The organism is Pseudomonas viridiflava (genome assembly GCF_003702045.1).
GTDB classification, from domain to species: domain Bacteria; phylum Pseudomonadota; class Gammaproteobacteria; order Pseudomonadales; family Pseudomonadaceae; genus Aquipseudomonas; species Aquipseudomonas viridiflava_C.
In genome coordinates, this window is the sequence record NZ_RBTP01000040.1 from 72740 (window position 1) to 98222 (window position 25483).

The following is a 25483-nucleotide window of genomic DNA, read 5'->3' on the forward strand; positions in this document are numbered from 1 at the left end:
CTCGATGAGCAACTCCGATCAGCAGGCGCATCGCACTGAAAGTGTGGCCGCCGCCATCAACGAACTGGGTGCTGCCGCGCAGGAAATTGCCCAGAACGCAGCGCGCACCTCGCAGCAGTCCAGTGACGCGAGCGGGCTGGCCGGTGACGGTCAGGCGGTGGTGCAGCAGACCATCAAGGCGATGAACGAGCTGTCCGGCAAAATCAGCGAGTCGTGTGTGAACATCGAGAGCCTGAACGACAAGACTGCCAACATCGGGCAGATCCTTGAAGTGATCACCAGCATTTCCCAGCAGACCAACCTGCTGGCGCTCAACGCTGCCATTGAGGCAGCACGTGCCGGTGAAGCAGGGCGTGGTTTTGCGGTGGTCGCTGATGAGGTGCGCAACCTGGCTCACCGCACCCAGGATTCGGCCCAGCAGGTCCAGAAAATGATCGAGGAGTTGCAGGTCGGCGCCCGTGATGCGGTGATCAACATGACCGAAAGCCAGCGTCAGAGCGAAGACAGCGTGGGCATCGCCAACCAGGCTGGCGAACGCCTGGGCAGCGTGACCCGCCGTATAGAAGAAATCAACGGCATGAACCAGTCGGTGGCCGCGGCGACTGAAGAGCAGACCTCGGTGGTGGAGTCGATCAACGTCGACATCACCCACATCAATACCCTGAACCAATTGGGTGTCGACAATCTGCGCCAGACGCTGGAAGCCTGCAACTCACTGGAAGAGCAGGCCGCACGCCTGCAACAGCTGGTGGGCAGTTTCCGGATCTGATACCTGCACGCTCTGCGCTCATCGCCTCAACACTGATCATGCCCATCGCTCTGCGTGGGCATGCCTCCCGTGACGCTTCGCATTACAGATGGCACAGATTGCGGACTCAGTGAGCCGGGCGCATGGCTTACGTCTCATCTTTTCGTCCCTCGGCGACCTACTTTTAACACCTCTCAGGACGCTCCGTGTCCAGGCATAGGCACTGGCGCACCTGCAACGCAACCTGCGCAAAACTGTTACCGCTTCGTCATCCGCGCTTCACCTCTCTGCAACACCTCCGGTTCAGTCTGGCTGACAACCGAATACGACCTGCACCGGGCCGTAGGGCAGACAGAGACAGACCATGAACCCAGCTATCCATGTTGAAGGGTTGAACAAGAGCTTTTCCCGTAAAAGTGCTCTGGCTGGCCTGGAGTTGTCTATACAACATGGCGAGATGGTTGCGCTGATCGGTGCTTCCGGCTCGGGCAAGTCCACCTTGTTGCGGCATCTGGCGGGGTTGGCGTGCTGCGATCGGGAAAACGGCGGTCAGGTCAAGGTGCTGGATCGTGAGGTGCAGGCCTCGGGTCGTCTCAACCGCCACGTTCGCCGCCTGCGTGCGGACATCGGCTACATCTTCCAGCAGTTCAATCTGGTCAACCGCCTCAGCGTGCTCGACAACGTGCTGCTCGGTTGCCTGGGGCGCATGCCGCGCTGGCGCGGCAATCTGGCGCTGTTCAATGCCGAAGAAAAGCAGCGCGCAATGGCCTCGCTGGAGCGCGTCGGGCTGGCGGATCTTGCGGCGCAACGCGCCTCGACCCTGTCGGGTGGTCAGCAGCAACGCGTGGCTATTGCCCGGGCCTTGACCCAGCGTGCCGAGGTCATCCTCGCCGACGAACCCATCGCCTCGCTCGACCCGGAGTCCGCTCGCCGGGTCATGGAAATACTTGCCGACATCAACCGCCGCGATGGCAAGACCGTGGTCGTGACCCTGCATCAGGTCGATTACGCCATGCGCTACTGCCCGCGAGCCGTGGCGCTGAAGGGCGGACGCATCCATTTCGACGGTCAGGCGCAGGGCCTCAGTGCTGCGTTTCTTGACGACCTTTACGGTGCCGAACAGGGCAGCAGCCTAGTCAATAACGAGAAAAAGCTTCGCCTCGAAAAGCCTACGCGTCTGGCGCTGGCCAAAGTCTGAACACCTTTACCGTCAGGTCGTTTCCGTTCACTGACATCAACCGCTGTTGCACGAACCTCACTTCAGGAGTGCTTTCATGTTCAACCGTATCGGTCGCGTCCTCGCGTCTGCCGCTCTGCTGGCCACCTGCGCAATGGGCACTGCCCAGGCCGAAGAGAAGGTCATCAATTTCGGCATCATGTCCACCGAGTCATCGCAAAACCTCAAAAGCATCTGGCAGCCGTTTCTCGACGACATGAGCAAGAAAACCGGGCTCAAGGTCAACGCCACCTTCGCGTCCGACTACGCGGGTCTGATCCAGGGCATGCGCTTCAACAAGGTGGACGTGGCCTGGCTGGGCAACAAGGCCGCGATGGAGGCGGTCGACCGTTCCAACGGTGAGGTCTTTGCCCAAACGTCCGCCGCCAATGGCGCAGCGGGCTACTGGAGCCTACTGATCGTGCGCAAGGACAGCCCGATCAACTCCGTTGAAGACATGCTCAAGAACGCCAAGACCCTGACCTTCGGCAATGGCGACCCTAACTCCACCTCCGGCTATCTGGTGCCGGGCTACTACGTGTTTGCCAAGAACCACGTCGATGCATCCACCGCGTTCAAGCGCACGCTGAACTCCAGCCACGAAGTCAACGCGCTCAGCGTCGCCAAGGGCCAACTGGACGTAGCGACCTTCAACACCGAGAGCTGGGACCGTCTGGCGGTCACGCAACCGGACAAGGTCGAGCAACTGAAAGTGATCTGGAAGTCGCCGCTGATTCCGGCCGATCCGATGGTCTGGAGCAAGGCTCTGTCAGACGAGAACAAGGCGAAAATCCGCGAGTTCTTCGCCAGCTATGGCGATACCGCCGAAGAGAAAACCGTCCTTACCAACATGCAGTTGGGTAAGTTCCTGAAATCCAGTGACGACCAGTTGTTGCCGATTCGCCAGCTTGAACTGTTCAAGCAGCGCACCGAAGTGGCGGCCAGCACCACGCTCGATGCCAAGGAAAAGGAAACCCGCCTGAAGGACATCGACGCCGGCCTGAGCAAGCTACAGGAGCGCATCACCGAGCTTAACCAGAAAACGGCGAGCAGCACCGCAGGCTGAATGAACGGGGCGCGAACCTCCCGTTCGTGCCCCGTCAGCCGCCATCAGGACATCGACTGCTATGAACACTCATGTTGCATACGCCCAAGTCGTGGGCAAGCGCACCTGGCCTCGTTACCTGGGCTGGGGGCTGTTTCTGGCCGCACTGGCCTGGGCCTGGCACGGCGCTGAAATGAACCCGCTGTCGCTGGTGCGTGACTCGGGAAACATGGCGACCTTCGCCTCCGATTTCTTTCCGCCTGACTTCCGCGAGTGGCGCAGCTACCTCAAGGAGATGCTGGTCACGATCCAGATCGCGTTGTGGGGCACGGTGCTGGCCATCGTCTGTTCCATTCCGCTGGGCATTCTCTGCGCCGAGAACATTACCCCGTGGTGGATTCATCTGCCGCTGCGCCGCTGCATGGACGCTTTTCGCTCCATCAACGAAATGGTGTTCGCGATGCTGTTCGTGGTCGCGGTAGGACTGGGGCCGTTCGCCGGGGTGCTGGCGCTGTGGATCAGCACCACGGGGGTGCTGGCCAAACTGTTTGCCGAAGCCGTGGAAGCCATCGATCCGGGACCGGTCGAGGGCGTACGTGCGACGGGGGCCAGTGCGCTGCAAGAGGTGATCTACGGGGTGATCCCGCAGGTCATGCCGCTATGGATCTCCTACGCTCTCTACCGTTTCGAATCCAACGTGCGTTCGGCGACGGTGGTGGGCATGGTCGGGGCAGGGGGGATCGGGGTGATTCTCTGGGAGAACATCCGCGCCTTTGCGTTCGTTCAGACCAGCGCCGTGTTGCTGGTGATCATCGTCGTCGTCAGCGTGATCGACATTGCGTCGCAACGCTTGCGCAAGCAATTCATCTGACCGGAGAGGGGTGTCCCGATGGGCACTTTTTTTGACCATGCAGTTGTCTAGACAAACAGAGCCGTTGTACCGCGAACTCGCTGACACCCTGCGCGCCGAACTGGGCACTTACCGACCCGGCGACTACTTGCCTGCCGAGTTTCAACTGGCCGAACGTTTCAGCGTCAATCGCCACACCGTTCGCCGGGCTGTCGATGAACTGGTGCGCGAGGGCAGCGTGTTACGTCGTCAGGGCAAGGGCACTCAGGTGCTGGAACGCCCGCTCATCTACCCGATGCAGGCGGACAGCGCCTACAGCCAGTCACTGTCGGCGCAGGGTATTGGGGTCGAGGCGATCCTGCTGCTGCGCCGCGATTGCCTGGCCAGTCTCGAAGACGCGCTGCACCTGGGGCTGGCCGAGCAGGCCCCGATGATTGAACTGCGAACACTGCGCAAACTCGACGGCCAGCCCGTGAGCCTGATTTTTCATCGCTTCAGCGCCGACTACCGCGAACTGCTGGCCGATTACACCGGCGGTTCGCTGCGCCAGTACCTGGCCGAGCGTGAGCTGCCGCTGACCCGCAAGCAGAGTTTGATCGGCGCCCGACTGCCAACGCGCGAAGAAGCGGCGCAGTTGCTGATGCCGCGCCATATGCCTGCGCTGACGGTGCTGACCGTTTCCTGCGACCGCTCCGGCCAGCCGGTGGAACTGTCCCGTTCCACCAGCCGCAGCGACCGCTTCCATTATCAAGTGACCACCTGATGCCGAGGTTATCCATGCAATCGTCTCAGCAATCCCCTCAGCTTGACCCTGAAACAATCGCGCGTCAGCGCTGGATGGGCGTGCTCGCCCGGGCGCATGTCGATGAGCAAAGCCGTGAGCACCTGAATCGTCACGAAGCGGTGCTGCGTGACACCGACTACCAGATGATTCGCGCCCCGGAAATCGGCATGACACTGGTGCGAGGGCGCATGGGCGGTACCGGCGCTGCATTCAATCTGGGCGAAATGAGCGTGACCCGCTGCGTGGTGCGCCTGGCGGACGGGCGCACCGGCTACAGCTACCTGGCCGGACGCGACAAGCGCGTCGCCGAACTCGCCGCCCTGGCTGACGCTCACCTGCAAGGCGCGCAGCAGGCCGCATGGTTGGCCGAGCTGATCCAGCCCCTGGCCCACCTGCAAGCCCTGCACAAGGCCGCCAAGGACGCAGAAACCGCTGCCACCAAAGTTGAATTCTTTACGCTGGTCCGAGGAGAAGACTGATGAACGCTGTCCTGTTGCAACCTGCCTTCACCGACCCTGTCCTCGACGCCCAGCGCAGCTTTCGCGCAGCCCTCAAGGCGCTCGCAGGCCCAGGTATCGCCCAGACCTTGAACGCTGCGCATCAACCGCCTGCGCTGTCGGGACTGGACAGCGCCACCCACGCGCTGTGCCTGGCGCTGCTGGACCTGGACACGCCGGTCTGGCTGGCCCCGGCGTTCGATACACCGGTCATTCGCGCCAACCTGTCGTTTCACTGCGGTTGCCCGATCGTCAGTGAGCGGCAGAACGCCCGCTTCGCGCTGCTTGATGCCTCCGGGGCGCAGGACCTGGCCGGGTTTGACCTGGGCAACGATCGTTACCCGGATCAGTCCTGCACGCTGCTGATTCAACTGCCGGCGTTTGACGGCGGAACCCCGCTTGACTGGAGTGGCCCCGGTATCGAGCACCAGAATCGCGTGACCTTGCCACTGGATACGGCCTTCTGGACCGAACGGTCGTCGCGCAATGATTTTCCGCGTGGGCTGGATGTGTTTTTTCTGTCGGGCAGCCAGATGATCGGTCTGCCACGCAGTACCCGCGTACAGGAGCGTGCCTGATGTATGTCGCCGTCAAGGGTGGCGAACAGGCCATCGATAATGCCCACCGCCTGCTGGCGCGCAAACGCCGGGGCGATACCGCCATTGCCGAACTCGATGTCGAGCAGGTCCGCCAGCAATTGCCGCTGGCCGTGGCCCGGGTCATGACCGAAGGCTCGCTGTACGACGAACAACTGGCTGCGCTGGCCATCAAGCAGTCGGCGGGAGACCTGGTCGAAGCGATTTTCCTGCTGCGCGCCTACCGCACCACGCTCACGCGTTTTTGCGCCAGCCTGCCCATCGACACCTCGAACATGCAGCTCAATCGACGCTTGTCCGCCACGTTCAAGGACGTGCCGGGCGGGCAACTGCTAGGGCCGACCTTCGATTACACCCACCGTCTGCTGGATTTCACGCTGCTGGCCGAAGGCGAGCATCCGGGGCCGAGCGTAACGCCCGACGCTGCGTTGCAGCCATGCCCTCGGGTACTGGAGCTGCTGGCGAAAGAAGGCCTGATGAAGCCTGAAGTCGACAACGATGAGCCGATTGCCGATATCACACGCGAGCCACTGGAGTATCCCTCCAGCCGCGCCGAACGCTTGCAGGCGCTTGCGCGGGGCGATGAGGGTTTTTTGCTGGCACTGGGGTATTCGACCCAGCGTGGCTACGGTCGCAATCATCCGTTCGCGGGTGAGATTCGCATTGGCGAGGTGGAGGTATGGATCGAGCCGGAAGAGCTGGGCTTTCCCATTCTCATCGGCGATATCGAAATCACCGAATGCGAAATGATCAACCAGTTTGTCGGCTCGGCCACGGTGCCAGCGCAGTTCACCCGTGGTTACGGTCTGGCCTTTGGCAGTGCCGAGCGCAAGGCGATGGGCATGGCGCTGGTGGATCGCTCGTTGCGTGCCGACGAGTACAACGAAGAAATTCGCTCGCCGGCGCAGCAGGAAGAGTTCGTGCTGGCCCACTGCGACAACGTTGAGGCGGCCGGTTTTGTCTCGCACTTGAAGCTGCCGCATTACGTGGACTTCCAGTCCGAGCTGGAACTGATCCGCAAGCTGCGCAAACCCACCGAGCCAGGGGAGAACGAGCAATGAGCACCCTCAATCTGCCTGTCGAGCGGGACACCGCGTACAACTTCGCCTACCTGGACGAGCAGACCAAGCGCATGATCCGTCGCGGCCTGCTCAAAGCGGTGGCGATCCCCGGTTATCAAGTGCCGTTCGGTGGCCGCGAGATGCCGCTGCCGTATGGCTGGGGCACCGGCGGCATGCAACTGACTGCCGCGATTCTGGGCGCCGAAGACGTGCTCAAGGTCATCGATCAGGGAGCCGACGACACCACCAATGCGGTTTCGATCAGGCGCTTCTTCGCCCGCACGGCCGGTATTGCCACCACCGAGCGCACGCCTGAGGCCACGGTGATCCAGACTCGCCACCGCATCCCGGAGACCCCGCTGCATGCTGACCAGATCATGGTTTATCAGGTGCCGATTCCCGAGCCGCTGCGTTTCATCGAACCCTCGGAAACCGAGACCCGGACCATGCACGCCCTGGACGATTACGGGGTGATGCACGTCAAGCTTTACGAAGACATCGCGACGTTCGGCCATATCGCGACCAGTTATGCCTATCCGGTGATGGTCGATGAGCGCTACGTGATGGACCCGTCACCGATTCCCAAATTCGATAACCCCAAACTGGACATGAGCCCGGCGCTGATGCTGTTCGGCGCGGGTCGGGAGAAGCGCCTGTACGCAGTGCCGCCTTTCACTCGCGTGGTGAGTCTGGACTTCGAGGATCACCCTTTTGAAGTGCAGCGCTGGGAGCACTGCTGTGCGATCTGCGGCAGCCATGATTCCTTTCTCGACGAACTGATTCTCGACGACGCGGGCACCCAGCGCTTTGTCTGCTCCGACACCGATTATTGCGCCCAGCGGGCCAGCCAGCAGGAGAACGCCCGATGATCAGTGCCCTGTCGATCAATCCGACACCCGCGCCGCGCCCCGAATTGAACGAGGCGCTGCTCAAGGTGCGCGGCCTGACCCGTCTGTACGGGCCGGAAAAAGGTTGCCAGAACGTCAGCTTCGACCTGTATCCCGGCGAGGTGCTGGGTATCGTCGGCGAGTCCGGTTCGGGCAAATCCACCTTGTTGTCGGTGCTCAGCGGTCGCTGCGCTCCGGAAAGTGGCCGCATCGACTATCGCGGTCAGGACGGCGGTTGGCTCGACCTGTACAGCGCCAGTGAAGCGCAACGGCGCACCTTGCTGCGCACCGAATGGGGCTTCGTTGAGCAAAACCCGCGCGACGGCCTGCGCATGGGGGTGTCGGCAGGGGCGAACATCGGCGAGCGCTTGATGGCCCAGGGCGTGCGCAATTATCAACAGTTGCGCGGTGCCGCGCTGGACTGGCTCGGTCAGGTGGAAATCGATCCGCTGCGTATCGATGATCTGCCGCGCACCTTTTCAGGCGGTATGCAGCAACGTTTGCAGATCGCTCGCAACCTGGTGTCCGGCCCGCGGCTGGTGTTCATGGACGAACCCACAGGTGGGCTGGATGTGTCGGTGCAGGCGCGTCTGCTGGACTTGCTGCGCGGTCTGGTGCGCGAGCTGGACCTGGCGGTGGTGATCGTCACCCACGACCTGGCCGTGGCCCGATTGCTGGCCGACCGGTTGATGGTGATGCGCCGTTCGCACGTGGTGGAGGCGGGGCTCACCGATCAGATCCTCGACGACCCGCAGCATCCGTATTCACAGCTGCTGGTGTCCTCGGTACTGCAGCCATGATCCGCACAGAGAGATGAGCCTGATGACTACCTTGATCGAGGTCCGTGACCTCTCGAAAACCTTCACGCTGCATCAACACAACGGCGTGGTACTCAATGTGCTGCGCGGCCTGAATTTCTCAGTGCGCAGTGGCGAGTGTCTGGTGTTGGGCGGGGCGTCCGGTACGGGCAAGAGCACGTTGCTGCGCACGCTGTACGGTAACTACCTGCCCGCCGCTGGCAGCATTCGCGTGCGGCATGATGGCGAATGGACCGAACTGGTCGGCGCCACGCCGCGCCAAGTGCTGGAGGTGCGGCGCAGGACGCTGGGTTACGTCAGCCAGTTTCTGCGGGTCATTCCGCGTGTGTCGAGCCTGGACGTGGTGATGGAGCCGGCCCTTGCACGCGGCTGGCCGCGCGAGCAGGCGAGGGCGCGGGCCGAGTTGTTGCTGACCCGCCTGAACATCGCGCCGCGCCTGTGGCCGCTGGCCCCCAGTACGTTTTCCGGGGGTGAGCAGCAACGGATCAATATCGCCCGCGCCTTCATGGTGCCGTGGCCAGTGCTGTTGCTGGACGAGCCCACGGCGTCGCTGGATGACGCCAATCGCCAGGTGGTGCTGGAGCTTATCGACGAAGCCAAACGCGAAGGTGCCGCGCTGATCGGCATCTTCCACGACCGCGATGCCCGCGAATCGGTTGCCAGCCGCCAACTGGACATGACCCCGGTAGACCTGACCGCCAAGGAGTTGCTGCAATGCTGAACGAACAGATTTTCACCAACGCCTTGGTGGTCACCAGTGAGCAGGTTTTTTCCGGCACCGTGGTGGTGCGCGACGGCCTGATTGCCGAGGTGGATTCGGGGGCCAGCCAACTGGCTCAGGCGCAGGACCTTCAAGGCGACTACCTGCTGCCGGGGCTGGTCGAGCTGCACACCGATAATCTTGAAAAGCACCTCTCGCCGCGCCCCGGCGTGGACTGGCCTTCGACCTCGGCGGTCATCAGCCATGACGCGCAGATCATCTCGGCAGGCATCACCACCGTATTCGACGCCTTATCGATTGGCGACATCAACCCCAAGGGCAAGCGCATGCAGCAGTTGCCCTCGATGCTCGCCGCCATTGCCGCAGCCACCGACGCCGGGCTGACTCGCGCCGAGCACCTGCTGCACTTGCGCTGCGAAGTCAGCCATCCGGACACCTTGAGCGTGTTCCGTGACCTGATGGATCAACCGCTGGTGCAACTGGTGTCGGTCATGGACCACGCACCCGGCCAGCGACAATTTGCGCTGGAATCCAAGTACCGCGAGTACTACATGGGCAAGTACCACATGAGCAGCGAAGACATGGACGGCTTCATCGTCGAGCAAGTGGCAAACTCCATCGAATACGCTGATCGTTATCGCCGCGCTATTGTCGAACTGTGTCTGGCGCGTGGGCTTTCCATTGCCAGCCATGATGATGCGACGATGGCTCATGTCGAAGAATCGGCGGGCTACGGCATGAACATCGCCGAGTTTCCCACCACACTGGAGGCGGCCCGAGGCTGCAGGCGTCTGGGCATGAGCGTGCTGATGGGGGCACCGAACATCGTGCGCGGCGGCTCGCACTCCGGTAACGTGGCGGCCGCGTCGCTGGCGAAAGAAGGGCTACTGGATATTCTCTCCAGCGACTACTATCCGGCCAGTCTTCTGCAATCGGCGTTCATGCTGGCCGAACAGGACAACGCTTGCGGGTTGCCGCAGGCAATGAACAGGGTCAGCCGCACGCCGGCATTGGCGGCGGGGCTGGCCGATCGCGGTGAAATTCGCATCGGTCTGCGTGCCGACCTGATTCAGGCGCGCACTCATGGAAATCTGCCGGTTATCGATAAGGTCTGGCGACAAGGCAAGAGGGTATTCTGATGGCAGGCAGGTTGATCTATCTCATCGGGCCGTCCGGTTCAGGCAAGGACAGCCTGATGGACGCAGCTCGCGACACCTTGGCAGAACGCAACTGCCGGGTGGTGCGGCGGGTCATCACCCGTTCCGCTGAAGCAGTGGGCGAAGCGGCACAGGCCGTGGACGTCGAGCAGTTCGAGCACATGCGCGAACACGGCGCGTTTGCCCTGAACTGGCAGGCCAACGGCTTGCATTACGGCATCCCGATCGTCATCGATCAGTGGTTGCTGGAAGGTCATGACGTGCTGATCAACGGATCGAGGGCTCACCTTGAGCGCTCGCAACGACGCTATCCCAATCTGTTGGCGGTGCTGCTGACCGTGGATCAGGACGTGTTGCGTCAACGTCTGCTGGCACGAGGACGGGAAACCCTGCCGGAAATCGAGGCGCGACTGGACCGCAATCAGCAATTTGCCGGTGATCTGCTGGCCTCCCATCCGGGCGTTTACCCGTTGGACAACTCCGGCGAGTTGCAGCAAACCGTCGCAGCGCTGGTTCGCTACCTGGAGAAACATCCGGCGTGCGCCTGACGCTGTTGGGCACTGGCGATGCGCGGCAAGTGCCGGTCTATGGCTGTCAGTGCCCGGCCTGTGTGGCGGCACTGAGCGATAGAGGGCTACGTCGCCTGCCGTGCAGTGCGCTGATCGAGTTCGATGATCAGCGTTGGTTGATCGACAGCGGCCTGCCCGATCTCACAGAACGCTTCCCGCCGCGCAGCCTCAGCGGCATCCTCCAGACTCACTACCATGCCGATCACGCCCAGGGCCTGTTGCACCTGCGCTGGGGGCAGGGGCTGGTGATTCCGGTGCACGGCCCGGCGGACCCGGAAGGGCTGGCAGACCTGTACAAACACCCCGGCATTCTGGACTTCAGTCAGCCGTTTGCGGCCTTCGAAACGCGTGCCTTGGGCGCGCTGCACGTTACCGCGCTGCCGCTGCAGCATTCCCGGCCCACCTTGGGTTACCTGCTTGAGGGTGGCGGGCATCGGTTTGCCTACCTCACTGACACAGTCGGTCTGCCCGAGGCCACTCGCGACTACCTGCAACGCCAGCCGCTGGACGTCCTGATCCTCGACTGCTCCATGCCCCCGCAACCCCAGACTCCGCGCAACCACAACGACCTGACCCTGGCGCTGGACATCATCGAATGCCTGAAACCCGCCAAAGCCGTGCTCACCCACATCGGCCACACCCTCGACGCCTGGTTGCTGGAACAGCCCGCGCAGTTGCCGGGCAATGTGCTGATCGCACGGGATGGAATGGTGGTTTGAATGGCGGTTGATGCATGACCTGACACACCGCAGCTCATCCTTCTTGGTTTGCTGCGGCACGTTACATGGCAGCTACCCGATCATGCTCACCAGCCACATCCACAGCGGCAGTGTTGCGGCCGAGAGTACGGTGGTCAGGCAGATCGCCGAGCTGGTTTTCTGCACGTGGGGCACGCTGCGGGCGAAGCCCAGTACGTTGACGCCGGCAGGGCCTGCGGCCATCAGCACCAGCACGCCTCGCGAGAGGCCTTCGATGTTCAGCAGCACGCAGGCCAACAGCACCAGCAGCGGCATCAGGAACAGCTTGCCGAGGGTGATGCCCAGTGCCTGCGGGCTGGGTGTCAGCTTGAAGCTGGACAGGTTCGAACCCAATACGATCAAGGCGCAAGGCAGCGCGGCCTGGGCGAGCCATGTGGTGAGGTGATCGGCCCATTCAGGCAGGGCCAGGCTCGACAGGTTGACGACGATTCCCAGCAACAGGCCGATGATCAGCGGGTTGGCCAGACTGGCGAATAACGATCGGGTATTGAATGGCTGGTCGCCGGCCAGGCTGTCGTACAGGCTCTGGAAGGTGAACAGGGTCAGGCTGTGCACGGCAATTACGGTGAACAGTAATACCAGCCCCTGATTACCGAATACGCCGACCACCAGCGGGATGCCGATCAGGATGTTGTTGGAGAAACTGGCAGTCAGGCCGAAGGGCGTCGAGGTCGTGCCGGACCGGTGCATGATCAGATTGATCAGCATGAATACGATCAGGGCGGGAACGAAGTACGCCGCCAGCACCCGCAGGTCGAGGCCGTCGTGCAGCGGTGCATTGACCATCCCGGTGAACAGCACCATCGGCAGAAACAGTTTGAACGCCAGTACGCTCAAGGCTTTGGTGCTTTCGACAGTGAGGGTTTTGCGTTTGCCCAGCACATAGCCAAGAACGATCAGCAGGAAAACGGGCAGGATGGCTTGCAGAACGGCCACGGGCTCTGACTCCTTGAGGGCATGGCCGTGCAGTATGACCGAGGGGCACGACTTTACCTATGTGCGGGCGTGCCCTGCACGGCTTATGGCAGGGCCGCGATTCACATGGCCCCGATGTCGGGCCTGACCGTCTGCACGCCGTCGTAAACCGGTGGGTGAGTCACGATGTGGGTCAGGTCCACGGCCGAGGCCAGCAGTTTTTGCAGGTCGGGACACGGCCGGCACACCCGTGAATCCGTCAAGGTGGCCTGTTCCAGTGCATGCGCACAGGCCAGCAGCGCGGCATCGCCACGAAAACCGCCTATCAGTTGCAGACCGAACGGCATCCCTGCGTGATCGGTGCCGCAAGGCAGCGACAGGGCGGGGTTGGTAGTCAGGGTGATGGTGTAGCAGAGCGCCAGCCAGCGGTAATAGTTATCCAGCTGCACGCCGTTGACGTCGCGCAGGTACAGCTCGCTCCACGGAAACGGCGAAACCGGTGTAGTCGGTGCGAGGATCAGGTCGTAACGCTCGAACTGCTTCTGAAAGCTTCGAAACAGGCGGCTCTGTTCGGCATGTGCCTTGACGCAATCTTGCAGGGACATGGCTACGCCCATGTCGAAGTTGGCACGGGTATTCGGACCGAGTGCGTCGGGATTTTTGTCGTGAGCGTCCTGCAACCCGGCGACGAAGGCTTCTGCGCGCAGCACGTCGAAGGTACGGTGGGCGCTGCCCAGGTTCAGATCAATGGGTTCGCACGACTTGAACAGCGATTTCAGCACGCCGATCTTGTCTCGGAACACCGTGCGAATCTGTTCGTCCACGGCGCAGGTGCCGAAGTCTTCGCTGTAGCCGACGCGCAACTGGCTGAGGTCAACGGTGCGCGGTGCGAATTCATCGTCTGCTACGGCGTAGCTCAGCGGGTCGGACGGGGCCAGTCCGGCGCTGGCACGCAGTTGCAGCAGTGTATCGGCAACGTTGCGTCCCATCGGTCCCACCACAGACAGCGGCGTCCAGCCGAGCTTCTTGCGTTCACTCGGTACAAGGCCTGGGGAAGGGCGCAGGCCGACGATGCCGCACAACGCTGCGGGTATGCGCAACGAACCGCCCGTGTCCGAGCCGCTGCACAACGGCACCATGTCCACCGCCAGCGCTGCGGCCGAACCGCCGGATGAGCCGCCTGCGTTCAGCTCCGGGTTGAACGGGTTGCCGGTCGCGCCCCACACCACATTGCGAGTATTGGCGCCAGCGCCCAGCTCGGGAACATTGGTCTTGCCGACCATGATCGCTCCGGCACTGCGCAGCCGCGCCACCAGCAGGTTGTCCTGACTTGGGATATTGTCGCGAAACAGCTGTGAGCCATACGTAGTGAGAACACCTGCGGTCTCTTCCAAGTCCTTGATGCCGATCGGCAGGCCATGCAGCAAGCCGAGCGGCTTGCCCTGCATGACGGCCTGTTCGGCTTGCACCGCTTCTTTGCGCGCCCGCTCGAAACAGGTCGCGGCGAAGGCGTTGATTTTCGGGTTGAGGGCTTCAATGCGCTCGATGCTGGTGTTCAACAGCTCGACAGGCGATAGCTGTCGATTGCCGATCAGCGTACGCAGTTCGGTGGCAGATTTCTCAAGCAACTCGGATGAAACAGGCATGTGTTTTCCTCAAGTAATAGGGGCTGTCCGAGATCACACCGATCGTTCCCACGCAGAGGTGGAGACAATCAGACATCTGACTGCGGGACGCGGTTTGCCGGCGAAGACGCGTAAGAACCTGAATAAAAGTTTTTGTGGGAGAGGACTTGTCCGCGAAGAGGCCGGTATATCCGATAAGGATGCGGCGGCTGATGTGCCGCATTCGCGGACAAGTCCGCTCCCACGACGCCCGATGTTTGATGCGAGACAGCGCTACGTCGAAGACGTGGTGGGCCCGGTTAAACATGTACTCAGGCTCGCTCGTTTTGGCCCCGTTTTGCGCGTCTACCGGCCACAGCAACCCCATCATCATTCCGCCAATCCCACGATCGTCGCCACCAGCGCCTGGGCACGTGGCACAAGGGTGTCGAGTTCGAGGTATTCGCGATCCGTGTGCACTTTGCCGCCCACCGGTCCCAAGCCGCACAGCGTGGGGATGCCCAGGCTTGCGGTGAAGCCGGAGTCGGCGCAGCCACCGGTGAATTCACCTTCCACGCTGAACCCTAATTCAGCCGCCACGTTCTGGTAAATCCGCAACAGGTTGGCACTGTGCTGCGCTTCCATTGGCAGGAAGGTCGTGGCTTCCAGCAGCCTGGCCGAGGTGCCGGGCAGTTCCTCTGTATCGATAATGGCTTGAATGGCCGGGAGCAGTTCGTTCCACTGATGCAGTTCGATAAAGCGCACGTCGAGTTTCGCGGTGGCGGTGGGTGCCACGGTATTGCTGGACGTACCGCCACCGATAAGTCCGACGTTGGTGGTGATGCCTGCGGCATAGTCGGTCAGCGCATGCAGTTTGATCACCTTGTGCGCCAGCGCCTCGATGGCGCTGGCGCCGTCGGCGTGGTTGACGCCCGAGTGCGCGGCGCGGCCACTGACTTCGATGATCAGCGTCGCGCCGCCTTTGCGGGCGCTGACCACATTGCCGCTGGCCCGGCCCGGCTCTGGATTTAGCACGGCGCGGGCGGATCTGGCGTGGCGTTCGATGTGAGCGCGCGCGCTGCCTGAGCCTATCTCTTCGTCGCCGGTGTACAGAATTTGCACCGGAAACGGCAGCGGACCGGCGTGTTTGAGGGCCTTGAGCGCAAAGCAGTTCAGCACCAGCCCGCCTTTCATGTCGGCAACGCCTGGGCCATACGCCAGTTTTTCGTCCCGCGTGTAGCCCCGCGTTGCGGTCGTACCCTTGGGAAACACGGTATCGCGATGGCCCAGCAACAGGACCGGTTTACCCGGCCCACCCGCCAGTTCAGCCAGCAATACATCGCCGAAACCCTCCACCGCGATACGCTCAACGCTGATTCCGTCGGCCTGCAACTGTGCCGTAAGCAGGTCGCCGACGGCATCGACACCGGTCTTGTCGTAACTGTTGGAGTCGGTGTTGACCAATTGCCGCAGCAGCGTTTCCATCGCGTCGAATTGCCCGGCCAGCCAGTGGGTCGCATCGAGTTGTACCTGATTCATTGGCCTGTTTCCTGTGCCTGATGTTCGCGTGCCAACCGTACGCCGTCATTGCCCAGGTCCCAGAACAGTCCGGCCATGATCTGCAAGCTTTCTTTCACCACCGGGGCCAGCAAATGTTCATCAGGCGCATGCTGCGAGCACGCAGGGTAAGAATGCGGCACCCATATGGTCGGCAAGCCAAGCACTTCGGCGAACACATCATTGGGCAATGAACCGCCGAGATTGGGCAGTAGCGCAGGTTTCTTGCCGGTGGTTCTGCTCAAAGACTCCAGCGCCCAGTCGACCCAGGGGCTATCCGGTGACAGGCGCGTGGCGTGCATCACGTCCATGCGCGTCTGCTTCACCTCCACCTGAGTGAAACCGTGTGCGTCCAGATGCGCCCGTACCGCCGGAATGAATGTCGTGTAATCGCTGTCGACGACGAAGCGCATGTGGCACAGCGCATGGGCCTTGCCGGGAATTGCGTGGACCGGTGCATCCGGATTGCCGGTCTTGAAGGCCAGCACATCCAGCGTGTTCCAGCCGAAGACTTTTTCGCTCAATGAAAGCCCCGGCTCGCCCCAGTCCGAATCAATGACAGGATCACCCGGTCCGCTGCCCACTTCGATATCGGCCAGCGCCATGCGCACCGCGTCGGGAATCGAAGCGGGCATCAACCCGGCAACTTTTACCCGACCGTGTTCGTCGATCAGGCTGGCAATGGCGTTGGCAAGAATGATCCCGGGGTTGGCCAGCAGTCCGCCCCAATTGCCGGAGTGATGCGCGCCGTCGCGCAGGTGCACGCTCAGTTCGAAGTTGAAGACGCCTCGCGAACCGAGAAACAGCGTTGGGCGCGATGCCGCCAGGCGCGGGCCGTCGGAGGCAATGAAAATATCGGCGGCCAAGTCCCCGGCGTGCTGCTGGCAAAACAGGCTCAACCCCGGTGAGCCATCTTCCTCGCCCATTTCCAGCAGCAGTTTGACGTTGAAACCCAGCTTGCCTTCCCGTGCCTTGAGGGTTTGCTCAAGTGCCGTCAGGTTGATCAGGTGCTGGCCCTTGTTGTCCGCCGTGCCGCGGCCATACCAGCGTTCCCCGCGCTCGACCACCTGCCACGGAGACAGGCCCGGCTGCCATTGCGCATCGTAGCCGCGCACCACGTCGCCATGCCCATAGCTGAGCAGGGTCGGCAGGAATGGGGCTTCGATTCGCGTGGCAATCATCAGCGGGCCGCGTCCGGCCACCGGGTTGTCGTGAATACGGACTGTGAAACCCAGCCGCTCGACGTGCGGCGTGATGAACTCGTTGAGGTAACGGTACAGCTCGGACAGGCTTTCCGGTTCCTGGCTCTGGGTCGGATACGCGACGCTTTCGCCGAGCAGGGCGAAGAACGCGCCGTTGTCGAACTGTTCGGTGACGTTGTCGATGGCGTGCGAACGGCTAGTCATGAGGGCATCAGCTCCAGGGGTTTCGGGGTGTCACGCAAATGGCAACGCACGGTTCCGCCTTCCAGGGCGTCAGCGGCGGGGTATTGGTTCTTGCAGACCGTCATGCAACGGGGGCAGCGCGGGTGAAACGCACAGCCTGACGGCGGTGACATGGGATTGGGAAACGCGCCCTGCAGGCCCAGTTCGGGGATGCCCAGATGCGGATCGGGTGTGAGCACCGAGTCCAGCAGCGCCTGGGTGTAAGGGTGACCAGGCCGCGCAAACAACGATTCGCGGCTGCGTTCTTCTACGATTTTGCCCAGGTACATCACGGCCACTCGGTCGGCCAGGTGTTCAATCACGGCCAGGTTATGGCTGATCAGCAGATAGGTCAGGCCGAACTCCTGCTTGAGGTCCTGCAACAGATTGAGGATCTGCGCCTGAACCGACACGTCCAGCGCCGACGTAGGCTCGTCGCAAATCAGCACGTCGGGACGCATCACCAGCGCCCGTGCAATCGCGACACGCTGGCGCTGGCCGCCTGACAACTGGCTGGGGTAACTGTCGATCACCCGCTTGGGCAGGCCGACCACATCCATCATGTCTTCGGTGCGCTTTCGACGTTCGGCGGTGCTGCCGATGTCGTGCACGATCAGCGGCAGGGTGACGATTTCGCGCAGGGTCTTGCGCGGGTTGAGCGAAGAGTAGGGGTCTTGGAAGATCGGCTGGATACGCCGCGCCATTTCCTTGCGGTCCGTGCCCGCCAGATGCTTGCCATTGACCAGTACATCGCCGCTGCTGGGCACCAGCAAGCCCAACAGCATCTTGGCCAGGGTGCTTTTACCGCAGCCGGACTCGCCGACCAGCCCTAAGGTTTCGCCGCGCATCAGACGCAGTGACACGCCATCGACGGCCTTGAGCGTGGCAGTCGGTTTGAAGAAGCCCCGGCTGATGGTGAACTCGCGGCGGATGTCACACAGCTCTAGAGCGATGTCTTTTTTTACGCTGGTTTTCAATGCCTGACTCATGATCGTGCGCCCTCGCGATGAAACACCGGCTCTGCGCCCGATACCGCAAACAGGCAGCGGGTCATATGGTCGTGACCATTGATGGCCGGGACGTCGTCGGCGCAGGCTGGAATCGCTTGCGAGCAGCGGTTGCGAAACGCACAACCGTGCTGTTCGCCAACCAGGCTGGGCACCAGACCCGGAATCGAGCCCAGCGGTTGACCCGGCCGGGTGCGGCCCGGAATCGGAATGCTCGCCAGCAGGCCACGCGTGTAAGGGTGCTGCGGGTTTTCGAACAGCTCGACGGCGGGAGCGGTTTCGACGATCTGCCCGGCGTACATCACCGCTACCCGGTCGGCGATGCGCGCCACCAGTCCCAGGTCGTGGGTGATGAAGATCACCGCCAGCCCGAGTTCCTTTTGGATATCGCGGATCAACCGCAGGATCTGCGCCTGAATGGTCACGTCCAGCGCCGTGGTAGGTTCGTCGGCGATGATCACGTCCGGCTCGCACATCATCGCCATCGCGATCATCACCCGCTGACGCAGGCCGCCCGACAGCTGATGCGGGTACTGGCGCAACCGCTCGCCAGCGTTGCTGATACCGACTTTTTCCAGCATCTGCGCCGCCCGCAGCAGGGCGTCCTTGCGCGACACCTTGCGATGCCGGGTCAACACTTCGCTGAGCTGATCGCCAATGCTGTAGGCCGGGTTGAGCGAAGTCATGGGCTCCTGAAAAATCATCGCCAGCCGGTTGCCGCGCAGGTCGCACATCTGGCGTTCGCTCTGGCCCAGCATGTCGATGCCGTCCAGGCTCAATCGGGTTGCAGTGCGCCGGGCCTTGCGTGGCAGCAGGTCCATGAGCGCCAGCGAGGTCAGCGACTTGCCGCAGCCCGACTCGCCAACGATGCACAGCATTTCGCCGCGTTCGACCTGAAAGTCCAGACCGCGTACCGCGTGCAGCGTGTCGTGCCCCAAGGGGATATCGACACGCAGGTTTTCAACATGCAACAGCGCCATGTCCGAATCTCCTCTGTCAGTTGCGCCCGTCGGGCAGGATCAGATCACGCAGGCCGTCGCCGACCAGATTGATGCCCAGTACCAACACCATCAACGCGACACCGGGAATGGCGATGACCCAGGGGGAAAAGAACATGTACGGCTTGCCTTCGGCGATCATCAGGCCCCAGGACGGAATCGGCGGCTGCACACCTACACCGAGGAACGACAGCGCCGACTCCAGCAGAATGGCGTGGGCCATTTCCAGCGTGGCGACCACGATCAGCGCGCCGATGAGATTGGGCAGGATTTCACTGGCCAGAATGCGCAGGGTCGAACACCCCAGTGCCTGCGCCGAGGCCACGTATTCGGCGTCGCGAATCTGCTGCACGGCGGCACGCACCACCACGGCGAAGCGGTCCCACAGCAGGCAGCCGAGCAGAATGATCACCACTTTCAGCGAACCGCCGATCAGCGAGGCCGAGGCCAGGGCGATCATCACCACTGGCATCGCCAGGCGCGTGGTGATCAGGTAGCTGATAACGGCATCCACCTTGCCGCCGAAGTAACCGGCGAGCAGGCCCATGATGGTGCCGATGACGCCGGAAATCAGCGCTGCCGAGAAACCGATGAACAGCGAAATACGTGCGCCATACAGCAGTCGCGACAGGTAATCGCGCCCCAGCTTGTCGGTGCCGAGCACGTAGTCCCATGTGCCGTGGGCCATCCACACCGGCGGCTTCATGCGCAGCATCACGTCTTGGGTGTAAGGGTCGTAAGGCGCGAGCCACGGTGCGAACAGCGCGCCCAGCACGATGATCAGCAACAGCACGGCACCGATGGCAAAGCCACGATGGCCAAAGCTCTGGCGCAGCGTGCGCAACATGCTTCTTGCTGGCGGCTGGTAGTCGCTGATTACCAGCGACGAAGAGGGGGTTGTGCTCATGGAGACCTCCTATTTCACACGGATGCGCGGGTCGAGCAGTGCATTGAGCACATCGGCCAGCAGCGTGAGAACGATGTAGATCACGGCGATCAGCAGCACGACCGCCTGCACCACCGGGAAGTCGTCACGCGCAATGGCGTCCCAGGCCAGTTGGCCGATGCCTTGTAGCGAGAACACGGTTTCGATGACCACCGAGCCGCCGAGCATGAAACCGAATTCCACGGCAGCCAGCGCCACCACCGGAATCAACGCATTGCGCAGGGCATGCTTGAACAGCACCGTGCCGGGGCGCAGACCCTTGGCGCGGGCGGTGCGAATGTAATCGGAGTTGAGCACGTCGAGCATGCCCGCCCGGGTCAGGCGCATGATGGCGGGCGTGGCGTAATAACCCAGCGCCAGGGCTGGCATCACGAAGTGCGCCCAGGTCGAATTGCCCGACACCGGCAGCCACTTGAGCGTCACCGAGAACACCACGATCAGCATCAGCGCGAACCAGAAACTCGGCATCGCTTGTCCCAGCACGGCAATGCTCAGCGCCAGTCGGTCGATCCAGGTGTCGCGCTTGACTGCAGCCAGCACGCCCAGCGGAATGGCGATCAACAGCGCGATGCTCAAGGCCATCGCCCCCAGCCCGAGGGTGATCGACAGGCGCGAGGCGATCAGGTTGTAGACCGATTCCTGAAAGAAGAACGAGTCGCCCAGATCAAGGCGCAACACATCGCTCAGCCACTCGAAGTATTGGGTGATCAACGGCTTGTTGAGGCCGTATTGCACGCGGATCTGTTCGATCTGCTCGCTGGTCGCTTCCGGGCCGCCAATGGCCGTGGCCAGGTCGCCGGACAGGTGCAGCAGGGAAAAACTGATGATCGATACCGTAATCGCGACGCACAGGGCAATGCCCAGGCGGCGTAATAGAAATCCAGACATGGCACGTGACCCTGTATCCATGAGATGACAAGGTGAGCCGCGCTGCGGGCGGCGTCACCCATTGGTGTTACAGGGACTACTTCCAGCTCGACAGCGCGAAACGCGGCAGCTCGTCCGGGTAGGGCTTGAAGTTCAGTTCCGAGACGTAGGCGTAGTTCATCGAGTAGTTGAACAGCGGCGCCCAGTAGGCCTGCTCGCTGATGCGCTGCAACGCCTTGCGGTAGTTATCCTTGCGCACCTGCGGGTCCAGCGCGTTGTCGGCGGTCTGCAGCCAGCCCTGGACTTGCGGGTCCTTGATGTTGTCGTCGGGATTACCCTTGAACCAGGTGCCTGCCGAGGCTGACGTGTCGAGTATCGAGAACGAGCCCCAGGCCTGGAACGACATGGGCACCTTACCGCCGCGCTGCTGATCGCGCAGGGCGGCGTATTTCAGGTAACGCAGCTTGGCGTTGATGCCCACGGCACGCAGGTTGCCAATGATTGCCTCAACATAATCGCGGTCGCGGTAGGCGAAAATCTCGGTGTCAAACCCGTTCGGGTATCCCGCTTCGGCCAACAGTGCCTTGGCCTTGGCCGGGTCATAGTTGTAGTCCGTGGCCGCCGTGGTGTCGCAACCGAACTGGCCCGGATAGCAGGCCACTTGCAGGGGTTTGCTCTCACCACCCACCAGTTGTGAGGCCAGGCCTTCGCGGTTGATGGCGTGGTTGATCGCCCGCCGTACCTTCAAGTGCTTCATGGGCGAATCGGCCGTTGAGGTGCCGCGTGCGTCGAGGATCAGGAAACCGATGCGCATGGTCGCGCCGCTGGTGACCACCAGATTGGGCACGGCCTTGAGGTTTTCGGCCTGATCCGGTGCGACACGCCAGGTCCAGTCGATGCCACCGGTCATCAGCTCGGCGAGGCGGGTTTCGGCATCGGCGATCACGCGAAAGTTAATGTGGCTTATCTTCGGCTGACCTTGCGGGCTGTCTTTGAAGTAGTCCGGGTTCTTGTCCATCTTCACGCCTTCGCCAGTCGCGATGGCCGTGACCTTATACGGCCCGGTGCCGATGGGTTTGCGGCTGAAGCCTGCGAGGCCGACCTGCTCGAAATACTTTTTCGGAAACATCGGCACCGCGTTGGACAAATATTCCAGTGCGGGCGGGAAAGGCTTCTTCAGGTGCAGGCGAACGCTGTAGTCACCGAGTTTTTCGGCGCTCTTGATCCAGTCCACGTTCTGCACCGTGACCACCTTGGAGTCGGGAGCCACCACGTAGTTAAGGGTGAACACCACGTCGTCGGCAGTGAACGGGTCGCCGTTGTGAAACGTCACGCCTTCGCGCAGCTGGAAATCGAGGGTGGTGTCGTCGACCTGTTTCCAACGAGTCGCCAGCATCGGTTCGTACTGACCGTTGTCCGGGTTGCGATAGACCAGGTTGTCCCAGATCAGGCGACCGAGGATCACGCCTTCGCGCAGATCGTTGTGGTAGGGACTGATGTTTTCCGGCTCGCTGTCGGAGGCGTAAACCAGTGTGTCGTCGGCCTTGCCTGCGAAGGCAGAAAAGCTGCTGAACAGGCCCAACAGCGCGATGCTGCGAGCGAAACCCTTGATGCCCATGCCGTCGTCTCCCTAAGGCAAAGTGATTGGATCAAAGGGCAGTGGGTCGCAAATGCGAGAAGAGGGGTATGTCTTGAGCGGCGATGATTTTCTTTTGGTCTAGCCGACGGCCTCGACACGACTCTAGGCAAAGCGTATCAATGCCACAAGTACAATATTTCGAACCTTTCATTGCCAAAAAGGCAACCCAGGAGGCGTGATGCAGCTTTATGGCGTTCAATCCACGGCCCTGCGCTATTTCCTGGAGGTGGCGCGGTGCGGCTCGATCAGTGAGGCGTCGACCCGGCTCAATGTCGCCTCTTCGGCGGTCAGCCGCCAAATCAGCAAGCTGGAGCGCGAACTGGACGCGGTGCTGTTCGAGCGTCAGGCACGCGGCATGGTGCTCAGCGAAGCGGGTACGCGTCTGGCAGCCTATGCGCGCAAATCGCAACTGGAAGCCGAGCAGGTGGTGTTGGAAATCACTGAGTTGCAGGGGCTGCAGCGCGGTCATGTGCGGCTTGCGTGCTCCGAAGGTTTTGCCCTGGATTTCCTGCCGCAATGCATCGCCCGTTTCCGGCGGGTCTATCAAGGCATCCACTTTTCGATGGAAGTCTGTGCGCCCGCGCAGGCCACCGAGCGGGTGCGCTCCGGCGACGCGGATCTGTGCCTGACGTTCAGTCTCACGCCGCAGAATGAAATCAAGGTGGAGCACGTGCACAGCGGCGCGATCTGCGCGGTGGTCAGCCCCAGCCATCCGCTGGCGGCACGCACGGAGGTGGCGCTTGCCGAGCTGCAACCTTACGCCATTGCCCTGACCAACACCGATACTACGCTGCGGCAACTTTTCGACATCTGTTGCGGTGTTCAGGGCCTGATGTTCGACCCGGTGCTGACCAGCAACTACATCGGCGCGCTGCTGCGCTTTGTGCGAGAGGAGGGCGGTATCAGCCTGTCCAGCGAAATGACCCTGGATAAACGCGTGCAGGAAAAACAACTGGTGTCCCTGCCGATCAGCGATGAAGGCATGAAGGCGCGGCGCATCGAACTGCAAAGCATGGCAGGGCGCAACCTGCCAGCGGCCGTGTCGGCATTCCGGGATTTTCTGATCGAGGAACTGGTGAAGACCTGAAACCTGTCTGCGGATGTCCCGCCGGGTGCATCCGTTTGGGTTAATACGGGCAAGGTGTTCGGTTGATGCTGTCGGTGTTGATGATGTTATAGTGTAACGAATTTGCAGGGGCGGATATTTGCCCCATGACATCATGCGTCGCCTTCCAAGCGAGGCCAGCCACTGAGACGACCGACTCCCATGAACAGCTCTCTCCCCGATGTTGCCCTGACGGAAGCGTCCTCGGCCCTGATCGCCCTCGACTGGGTCGGCATGCAGGCCATCGAAGTGCCGATACGCTTGAGCGAAGAGGGTGTCAGCCATTCGGTGCATGCCTTCGTGGACCTGCACGTTGACTTGGCCGATCCGAGTGTCAAAGGCATTCACATGTCACGGCTGTATCGCCTGCTCGACCGGTTTGCCGAAGAGCGATTGCTCAACGTCGCGGCCTTGTCGGACCTGCTTGAGGCGATGGTTGAAAGCCACGCCAGTTGCCGCTCGACCCGCGCCCGCATCAAGCTGAACTTTAACCTGCTGTGTCGGCGCCCCGCGCTGGTCACCGAAGGGCTCAGCGGCTGGAAATCCTACCCGATCACGATTGATGCCCTCTGGGAAGCGGGGCGCCTGCGCCTGGACCTGTCGGTGGGCATCACCTATTCGTCGACCTGCCCCTGTTCGGCAGCGCTGTCGCGGCAATTGCTGGAAAGCGCGTTCATCGCTCATTTCGACCGCCAGACGTTCGTCGACACCATGCAGGTCGCGAACTGGCTGCGCGACAACGGTTCGCTTGCCACGCCGCACAGCCAGCGCAGCCTGGCGACGGTTCAAGTGCGGGTGCCGGAGCACGCCACCGAACTTGGCTTGATGGCATTGATCGACACCACCGAGCGTGCGTTGGGCACGCCTGTTCAGACGGCCGTCAAGCGCGCCGACGAGCAGGCGTTCGCCCGGCTCAACGGCCAGAACCTGATGTATGTCGAAGATGCGGCCCGCAAGATCCAGCAGGCACTGGAGGGCCTGTACGCCGCGTCCAGCGTCAGCGTGCGCCACTTCGAAAGCCTTCACCCACACGATGCCGCTGCACAAACGTCCAACTACCTGACCTGAGGTTTGCCACCGTGATCCGTAAAAACCCGTCCGGCCATTTGCCGGTGATTGCCGAATCCGCCTACATCGACAAGACCGCGATCATCTGCGGCAAAGTCATTATCAAGGACAACGTGTTTGTCGGCCCCTACGCGGTGATTCGCGCCGACGAGGTCGACGCCACAGGTGACATGGAGCCCATCGTGATCGGCGCCAACTCCAACATTCAGGACGGCGTGGTGATCCATTCCAAATCCGGCGCGGCGGTGACCATCGGCGAGTTCACCTCGATAGCCCACCGTTCCATCGTGCATGGACCGTGTCAGGTCGGTGACCGGGTGTTCATCGGCTTCAACAGCGTGCTGTTCAATTGCCAGGTCGGCAACGGCAGCGTGGTGCGCCACAACTCGGTGGTCGACGGCCGCGACCTGCCAGAAAACTTTTACGTGCCGTCCACTACCCGCATCGGGCCTAATACCGACCTGTCGCAATACCCGCCGGTGAGCATCTCTGCTTCGGAGTTTTCCGAGGACGTTGCGCACACCAACATCGATCTGGTGCGCGGCTACAAGGCGTTGCAGAACGAGTTTTAACCGGTGTCGACGGGCTTCCCGCGCTGGACCGGGAAGCCTGGCAATACCCAGGACAATCGACACCGCCCACCCAA

The 25483-nt window shown here is 62.0% G+C and carries 26 protein-coding genes; 17 read left to right on the top strand and 9 right to left on the bottom strand.

Going from position 1 to position 25483, the window contains the following annotated elements; translation table 11 throughout:
* Positions 1 to 4: 4 nt before the first annotated feature.
* The 14 genes from ALP40_RS26195 (at position 5) to phnP (ending at position 11668) form a co-directional block, all read left to right on the top strand.
* Positions 5 to 769, top strand: coding sequence for a methyl-accepting chemotaxis protein (locus tag ALP40_RS26195; RefSeq protein WP_375140028.1), 765 nt, complete (start codon positions 5 to 7; stop codon positions 767 to 769).
* Positions 770 to 1112: 343 nt separating this feature from the next.
* On the top strand, positions 1113 to 1946 hold the full coding sequence (gene phnC / locus ALP40_RS13185; RefSeq protein WP_122208699.1) for a phosphonate ABC transporter ATP-binding protein: 834 nt from the start codon (positions 1113 to 1115) through the stop codon (positions 1944 to 1946).
* A gap of 76 nt (positions 1947 to 2022) precedes the next feature.
* Positions 2023 to 3030 (top strand): phosphonate ABC transporter substrate-binding protein, encoded by a 1008-nt coding sequence (gene phnD / locus ALP40_RS13190; protein WP_122208700.1) that lies wholly within the window; start codon positions 2023 to 2025, stop codon positions 3028 to 3030.
* Positions 3031 to 3091: 61 nt separating this feature from the next.
* Entirely contained in the window at positions 3092 to 3880 is a 789-nt protein-coding gene (gene phnE, locus ALP40_RS13195) for a phosphonate ABC transporter, permease protein PhnE (RefSeq protein ID WP_122208701.1), read from the top strand.
* Between the two features lie 37 nt (positions 3881 to 3917).
* Positions 3918 to 4622 carry a phosphonate metabolism transcriptional regulator PhnF gene (gene phnF, locus ALP40_RS13200; protein ID WP_122208702.1) on the top strand — a complete coding sequence of 235 codons (705 nt, stop codon included), beginning with the start codon at positions 3918 to 3920 and terminating at the stop codon, positions 4620 to 4622.
* A 14-nt stretch (positions 4623 to 4636) separates the two neighbouring features.
* Positions 4637 to 5122 carry a phosphonate C-P lyase system protein PhnG gene (gene phnG / locus ALP40_RS13205; RefSeq protein WP_122208703.1) on the top strand — a complete coding sequence of 162 codons (486 nt, stop codon included), beginning with the start codon at positions 4637 to 4639 and terminating at the stop codon, positions 5120 to 5122.
* Positions 5122 to 5718, top strand: a complete 597-nt coding sequence (phnH, locus tag ALP40_RS13210; protein WP_122208704.1) for a phosphonate C-P lyase system protein PhnH — start codon at positions 5122 to 5124, stop codon at positions 5716 to 5718. Before phnG ends, phnH begins: the two co-directional genes overlap by 1 nt.
* Entirely contained in the window at positions 5718 to 6797 is a 1080-nt protein-coding gene (locus ALP40_RS13215) for a carbon-phosphorus lyase complex subunit PhnI (RefSeq protein ID WP_122208705.1), read from the top strand. The genes phnH and ALP40_RS13215 overlap by 1 nt, the downstream gene beginning before the upstream one ends.
* A complete protein-coding gene (locus ALP40_RS13220; protein ID WP_122208706.1) occupies positions 6794 to 7666 on the top strand; it encodes an alpha-D-ribose 1-methylphosphonate 5-phosphate C-P-lyase PhnJ in 873 nt (290 codons plus the stop codon). Before ALP40_RS13215 ends, ALP40_RS13220 begins: the two co-directional genes overlap by 4 nt.
* Complete coding sequence (gene phnK, locus ALP40_RS13225) at positions 7663 to 8484, top strand: phosphonate C-P lyase system protein PhnK (RefSeq protein WP_122208707.1); 822 nt, start codon at positions 7663 to 7665, stop codon at positions 8482 to 8484. The genes ALP40_RS13220 and phnK overlap by 4 nt, the downstream gene beginning before the upstream one ends.
* A 22-nt stretch (positions 8485 to 8506) precedes the next feature.
* Positions 8507 to 9223, top strand: a complete 717-nt coding sequence (gene phnL / locus ALP40_RS13230; protein ID WP_122208739.1) for a phosphonate C-P lyase system protein PhnL — start codon at positions 8507 to 8509, stop codon at positions 9221 to 9223.
* On the top strand, positions 9217 to 10362 hold the full coding sequence (locus ALP40_RS13235) for an alpha-D-ribose 1-methylphosphonate 5-triphosphate diphosphatase (protein WP_122208708.1): 1146 nt from the start codon (positions 9217 to 9219) through the stop codon (positions 10360 to 10362). The genes phnL and ALP40_RS13235 overlap by 7 nt, the downstream gene beginning before the upstream one ends.
* On the top strand, positions 10362 to 10928 hold the full coding sequence (phnN, locus tag ALP40_RS13240) for a phosphonate metabolism protein/1,5-bisphosphokinase (PRPP-forming) PhnN (RefSeq protein WP_122208709.1): 567 nt from the start codon (positions 10362 to 10364) through the stop codon (positions 10926 to 10928). The genes ALP40_RS13235 and phnN overlap by 1 nt, the downstream gene beginning before the upstream one ends.
* Entirely contained in the window at positions 10919 to 11668 is a 750-nt protein-coding gene (gene phnP, locus ALP40_RS13245) for a phosphonate metabolism protein PhnP (protein WP_122208710.1), read from the top strand. Before phnN ends, phnP begins: the two co-directional genes overlap by 10 nt.
* A 72-nt stretch (positions 11669 to 11740) precedes the next feature.
* On the opposite strand, the gene ALP40_RS13250 is transcribed toward phnP, so the two are convergent.
* From ALP40_RS13250 to ALP40_RS13295, 9 genes are all read right to left on the bottom strand, one after another.
* Positions 11741 to 12643, bottom strand: a complete 903-nt coding sequence (locus ALP40_RS13250; RefSeq protein ID WP_122208711.1) for an AEC family transporter — start codon at positions 12641 to 12643, stop codon at positions 11741 to 11743.
* Between the two features lie 101 nt (positions 12644 to 12744).
* The gene (locus ALP40_RS13255; protein ID WP_122208712.1) at positions 12745 to 14268 is read right to left on the bottom strand and encodes an amidase; all 1524 of its coding nucleotides are present in this window, start codon (positions 14266 to 14268) and stop codon (positions 12745 to 12747) included.
* A gap of 348 nt (positions 14269 to 14616) precedes the next feature.
* Positions 14617 to 15765 (bottom strand): M20 family metallopeptidase, encoded by a 1149-nt coding sequence (locus ALP40_RS13265; protein ID WP_122208714.1) that lies wholly within the window; start codon positions 15763 to 15765, stop codon positions 14617 to 14619.
* Positions 15762 to 17189 carry a M20 family metallopeptidase gene (locus ALP40_RS13270; protein ID WP_122208715.1) on the bottom strand — a complete coding sequence of 476 codons (1428 nt, stop codon included), beginning with the start codon at positions 17187 to 17189 and terminating at the stop codon, positions 15762 to 15764. Before ALP40_RS13270 ends, ALP40_RS13265 begins: the two co-directional genes overlap by 4 nt.
* On the bottom strand, positions 17186 to 18199 hold the full coding sequence (locus ALP40_RS13275; RefSeq protein ID WP_122208740.1) for an ABC transporter ATP-binding protein: 1014 nt from the start codon (positions 18197 to 18199) through the stop codon (positions 17186 to 17188). The genes ALP40_RS13270 and ALP40_RS13275 overlap by 4 nt, the downstream gene beginning before the upstream one ends.
* Positions 18193 to 19194 carry an ABC transporter ATP-binding protein gene (locus ALP40_RS13280; RefSeq protein WP_122208716.1) on the bottom strand — a complete coding sequence of 334 codons (1002 nt, stop codon included), beginning with the start codon at positions 19192 to 19194 and terminating at the stop codon, positions 18193 to 18195. Before ALP40_RS13280 ends, ALP40_RS13275 begins: the two co-directional genes overlap by 7 nt.
* A 16-nt stretch (positions 19195 to 19210) precedes the next feature.
* Positions 19211 to 20119 (bottom strand): ABC transporter permease, encoded by a 909-nt coding sequence (locus tag ALP40_RS13285; RefSeq protein WP_122208717.1) that lies wholly within the window; start codon positions 20117 to 20119, stop codon positions 19211 to 19213.
* A gap of 9 nt (positions 20120 to 20128) precedes the next feature.
* A complete protein-coding gene (locus ALP40_RS13290) occupies positions 20129 to 21046 on the bottom strand; it encodes an ABC transporter permease (protein WP_122208718.1) in 918 nt (305 codons plus the stop codon).
* A 76-nt stretch (positions 21047 to 21122) separates the two neighbouring features.
* Entirely contained in the window at positions 21123 to 22643 is a 1521-nt protein-coding gene (locus ALP40_RS13295; protein WP_122208719.1) for an ABC transporter substrate-binding protein, read from the bottom strand.
* Positions 22644 to 22842: 199 nt separating this feature from the next.
* Here ALP40_RS13295 and ALP40_RS13300 point away from each other — a divergent pair, with 199 nt between their 5' ends.
* The 3 genes from ALP40_RS13300 (at position 22843) to ALP40_RS13310 (ending at position 25409) form a co-directional block, all read left to right on the top strand.
* Positions 22843 to 23751: a LysR substrate-binding domain-containing protein gene (locus ALP40_RS13300; RefSeq protein WP_122208720.1), complete on the top strand. Its 909-nt coding sequence runs from the start codon at positions 22843 to 22845 to the stop codon at positions 23749 to 23751.
* A 180-nt stretch (positions 23752 to 23931) separates the two neighbouring features.
* Positions 23932 to 24837, top strand: a complete 906-nt coding sequence (gene folE2, locus ALP40_RS13305) for a GTP cyclohydrolase FolE2 (RefSeq protein ID WP_122208721.1) — start codon at positions 23932 to 23934, stop codon at positions 24835 to 24837.
* A gap of 11 nt (positions 24838 to 24848) precedes the next feature.
* Positions 24849 to 25409, top strand: coding sequence for a carbonic anhydrase (locus tag ALP40_RS13310; protein WP_004885233.1), 561 nt, complete (start codon positions 24849 to 24851; stop codon positions 25407 to 25409).
* Positions 25410 to 25483 lie beyond the last annotated feature (74 nt).